This window comes from Streptomyces sp. CO7 (genome assembly GCF_053474865.1).
The window spans coordinates 238,156-242,543 of sequence record NZ_JBRIOU010000006.1 but is presented as its reverse complement, the minus strand read 5'-3'; the positions used below and the strand labels follow the sequence as shown (position 1 = coordinate 242,543).

The following is a 4,388-nucleotide window of genomic DNA, read 5'->3' as shown; positions in this document are numbered from 1 at the left end:
GCCCCGCGGTGATCGAACACCTCACCTCCCTCGGGGTGACGGCCGTCGAACTGATGCCGGTGCACCAGTTCGTCCAGGACGGCGTGCTGCAGGGCAGGGGCCTCACCAACTACTGGGGCTACAACACCATCGGCTTCTTCGCGCCCCACAACGAGTACGCCGCCCGCGGCACCCGCGGTGAACAGGTGAACGAGTTCAAGGCGATGGTGAAGGCACTCCACGAGGCCGGGCTCGAGGTCATCCTCGACGTGGTCTACAACCACACCGCCGAGGGCAACGAGAAGGGCCCCACCCTCTCCTTCCGCGGCATCGACAACGCCTCCTACTACCGCCTGGTGGACGGCGACTGGGGGCACTACTACGACACCACGGGCACCGGGAACAGCCTGCTGATGCGTCACCCGTACGTGCTACAGCTCATCATGGACTCGCTGCGCTACTGGGTGACGGAGATGCACGTCGACGGCTTCCGCTTCGACCTGGCGGCCACCTTGGCCCGTCAGTTCCACGAGGTCGACCGGCTGTCGGCGTTCTTCGACCTGATCCAGCAGGACCCGGTGATCAGCCGCGTGAAGCTGATCGCCGAACCGTGGGACCTCGGCGACGGCGGTTACCAGGTGGGCAACTTCCCGCCGCTGTGGTCGGAGTGGAACGGCCTCTACCGCGACGCGGTGCGGGACTTCTGGCGGGCGGAGGACCACAGCCTGGCCGAGTTCGCCTCCCGGCTGACCGGCTCCTCCGACCTCTACGAGCGCGACCGCCGCCGGCCGCGCGCCAGCATCAACTTCGTCACCGCCCACGACGGCTTCACGCTGCGGGACCTGGTCTCCTACAACGACAAGCGCAACGAGGCCAACGGCGAGGACAACCGCGACGGGGAGAGCCACAACCGCTCCTGGAACTGCGGCGTCGAGGGCGAGACCGACGACGAGGGCGTCCTCGAGCTCCGCGCCCGGCAGCAGCGCAACTTCCTGGCCACCCTGCTGCTCTCCCAGGGCATCCCGATGCTCTGCCACGGCGACGAACTGGGCCGCACCCAGCGGGGCAACAACAACGCCTACTGCCAGGACAACGAGATCTCCTGGATCGACTGGCGCGGCCTCGGCGAGGAGCAGCGCGACCTGATCGGCTACACCAGCCGCCTGATCACCCTGCGCCGCGAGCACCCCGTGCTGCGGCGCCGCCGCTTCTTCCGCGGCGAGACCCCGGTGCGCGAGGGCCGGCCGCTGCCCGACCTGGTGTGGCTGCTGCCCGACGCCACCGAGATGGCCGACGAGGACTGGCACCGCTCCGACGCCCATGCCATCGGGGTCTTCCTCAACGGCGACGCCATCGCGGAACGGGACTCCTACGGCCAGCGCGTGGTGGACGACTCCTTCCTGCTGCTGTTCAACAGCTACTGGGAGCCGATGGCCTTCCGGCTGCCGTCGGCCGCCTACGGCGAGCGGTGGACGGCGCTGATCGACACGGCCGACCCGCAGGGGACGCCGGACGAGTCCGAGCACAAGGCGGGCACCACGCTCGTCGTGGAGTCGCGCAGCCTGGTGGTGCTCTCCCGGCCCCCGCTGACGGTCTGACGCGGCGGCGAACGCGCCGGCGGGGCGCGGCGGACGCGCAGCTGCGGCGGCGACCCGTCCGGGTCGCCGCCGCAGCTGCGTCCGTCGTGCCCACCGTGCCACCGTCTGCGGGGTGCGCGGGCGGCACGCGGTCAGGTCGCCCGGCCGCCGAGCGGGCCGGTGGGCCGGTGGTAGACGGTGAACAGGGCGCCCTCCGGGTCGCGCAGCACCGCCTCCCGGTCGGTCGCACGGAGCGCCGAGCCGCCGTTCGCCTCGGCGCCGCGGACGCAGGACGGGACGTCCGCGACCGCGAAGTGCACGTGCCAGCGCGGCCGGATGGTGGGGTCGGGCGCGGAGCCGAGGGCGCCGGATTCGATCCGCGCCACCTCCTCGTCGTTGTTGACCACCACCACCTCCTCACCGTCGTAGCGGACCTCGCAGCCGCCGGGCCGGCCGGAGGCCCACTCGAACACCTCGCCGTAGAAGATCGCCGAGTCGAAGGCGTCCCGGCAACGCAGCCGGACGAGGACCGGGGCGGCCTCGCGCCAGGCGTCCCAGGAGCCGGAGATCTCGCCCTCCCAGATGCCGAAGGTGGCGCCGTCCCGGTCGGCGAGCAGGGCGGTGCGGCCGGGAGGCAGCGACAGCGGGCCGACCGCCAGGGTGCCCCCGCGCTCCTGGACCCGGGAGGCCGTCTCGTCGGCGCTCTCCACCGCGAAGTAGGCCGTCCAGTTGACCGCCATGTGCCACTGGCCGGCCACCGCGGCGACTCCGGCGACCGGGACGCCGTCCACCTCGGCCACCCGGAAGAGGTCGCCCAGCTTTATCGTCCGCCACTCCCAGCCCAGCACCGCGGTGTAGAACTTCTGGGTCACCGCCAGGTCGTGGCTGGTCAGGCTCACCCATACGGGCGCGCCCGAGATGGTGCGCGTCGAGCGCGGCCCGCCGGCACGCGGGGCGAGGGGCGTGCTGTCGTCGTTCATGGCAGTCATGGCAGTCCCACGTCCTGGAGTAAGAGGGCGCCCGGGCGAGGACCGGCGCACACCGGTCCGACACCAGTGTCCGGCCGGACCGGCTGCCGGTGCCTGTCGAGTACCCGGGCCGCTGCGCCGAAACGGTGGCCGTCGCCAGGTTCGTCGCCCGGTCCTCTCCCGGTGGCAGGCGGCCGGACGAATGGCGACGATGTAGATGAGCCCGAGGAGCCTACGGGAGCCTACGCCGGACGCCGGAGGTCACGATGCGCACGCAGGACCGTCCGGGTGACAGCGAGAAGGACCCGGTGCCCGCCGCGCCGCCGCCGGAGACCGTCGCCGGGGCCGCCGCCGACCGGGTGTTCGCCCTGGAGGCCGAGGTCGCCCAGCTGAAGGAGGCGGTCACCTCGCACGCGGTGGTGGACCAGGCCATCGGCAGCCTCGTCGCACTCGCACGGGTGACGCCCGACCAGGGCTGGGCGGTGCTCAAGGAGGTCTCCCAGCACACCAACGTCAAGCTGCGGCAGGTCGCCGAGGCGGTGCTCCTGTGGGCGCGCACCGGTGATCTGCCCGAGGAGATCCGCACGGCCCTCGACGAGGCGCTGATCAGCCGCCGCGCCCCGGCCGGCCGGCCCGTGGCCCGCTCGCGTTTCAACGCCGCCGGGCCCGGTCACTCCGGTCACTGAGCTCGCTTTCGAACGGCTCCCGGGACGGTTCGGCAGTGAGCCCGTCCCAGCCGCCCGGCCGCAAGGCCGGGCGGCTGCCGTCCGTGGGGCCGGAGCCGTGGCCCCGGCCCCGTGGACGGCTCCCGGGACGGGCGGGCCGGTCCTCACCAGCCTTCCTCCCCGGTCACGTCCAGCTCCGCCCGCAGCCGGTCGAAGCAGCCGCTGAGCAGCCGCGACACGTGCATCTGCGAGATGCCGAGCTGCTGGGCGATCCGGCTCTGGGTCATCCCGCGGAAGAACCGCAGGTAGAGGATGACCCGGTCCCGCTCGGAGAGGGCCTCCAGGCAGGGCCGTACCGCCACCCGGTCCAGCACAAGGTCGTAACCGGTCTCGACCGACCCCAGCGCGTCCTCCAGCGCGTACCCCTCGGTGCCGGGCAGCTCCGCCTCCAGGGACAGGGCGTGGAAGCATTCCAGGGCCTCCATGCCGGTGCGCACCTCGTCCTCGGTGAGCCCGGTGTACTCGGCGATCTCGGCGATCGTGGGCGAGCGGCCCTGGGTGGTCTGGGACAGCTCCTTGGCCGCCCGCCTGACCCGGTTGCGCAGGTCCTGGACCCGCCGGGGCACGTGCAGCGTCCACAGGTGGTCGCGGAAGTGGCGTTTGATCTCACCGGTGACGGTGGGCACCGCGTACGACTCGAAGGCGCAGCCGCGCGCGGGGTCGTAGTGGTCGACGGCCTTGACCAGGCCGAGTGCCGCCACCTGGTAGAGGTCCTCCAGGGCCTCGCCGCGGCCGCGGAAGTTGACGGCGATCCGCTCGGCCATGGGGAGCCAGGCGCGGACCAGGTCGTCGCGCAGGGCCCGGTGCTCGGGCCCTTCCGGGAGGGACGCCAGGCGGGCGAAGGCCGCCGCGGTGTCCGGGGCGTCGTCGTGCGGATGGCCGCGGGACCGGGTGGTCCGGGTGCGGGTGGTGGTGCTGGTGGCCGGCATACGGGCACCTCCCTCGGCTGGGCCGGCAGGGCGGTCACCGCGGGAGAGGGGCGCTCCCGGACAGGTCCGGAACGCCGGGGGCCGTGCGTGCAGGGCCCACTCCCGCGGCCGTGCCTCCTGTCCGAAGCACTGGTGGAGGAATTCCCTCGAACGGGGGAAGCCAAACAAATCGGGCAAACGGCCCGAAAGTGTCATTGGCGGGCGCCGGAG

The 4,388-nt window shown here is 72.7% G+C and carries 4 protein-coding genes; 2 read left to right on the top strand and 2 right to left on the bottom strand.

Annotated features, from left to right (window positions below; translation table 11 throughout):
• A partial coding sequence (glgX, locus tag ACOV8S_RS22540) for a glycogen debranching protein GlgX (protein WP_448319784.1) occupies positions 1 to 1,577 on the top strand: 1,577 nt, incomplete at its 5' end.
• 131 nt (positions 1,578 to 1,708) lie between these two features.
• Here glgX and ACOV8S_RS22535 read toward each other — a convergent pair.
• A complete protein-coding gene (locus ACOV8S_RS22535) occupies positions 1,709 to 2,536 on the bottom strand; it encodes a VOC family protein (RefSeq protein WP_448320119.1) in 828 nt (275 codons plus the stop codon).
• Positions 2,537 to 2,790: 254 nt separating this feature from the next.
• Between ACOV8S_RS22535 and ACOV8S_RS22530 the strand changes: the two genes are divergently transcribed.
• The gene (locus tag ACOV8S_RS22530) at positions 2,791 to 3,210 is read left to right on the top strand and encodes an ANTAR domain-containing protein (protein WP_448319783.1); all 420 of its coding nucleotides are present in this window, start codon (positions 2,791 to 2,793) and stop codon (positions 3,208 to 3,210) included.
• A gap of 143 nt (positions 3,211 to 3,353) precedes the next feature.
• Here the strand turns inward: ACOV8S_RS22530 and ACOV8S_RS22525 are convergent, their stop codons facing one another.
• The gene (locus tag ACOV8S_RS22525; RefSeq protein ID WP_448319782.1) at positions 3,354 to 4,178 is read right to left on the bottom strand and encodes a SigB/SigF/SigG family RNA polymerase sigma factor; all 825 of its coding nucleotides are present in this window, start codon (positions 4,176 to 4,178) and stop codon (positions 3,354 to 3,356) included.
• Positions 4,179 to 4,388: the final 210 nt, after the last annotated feature.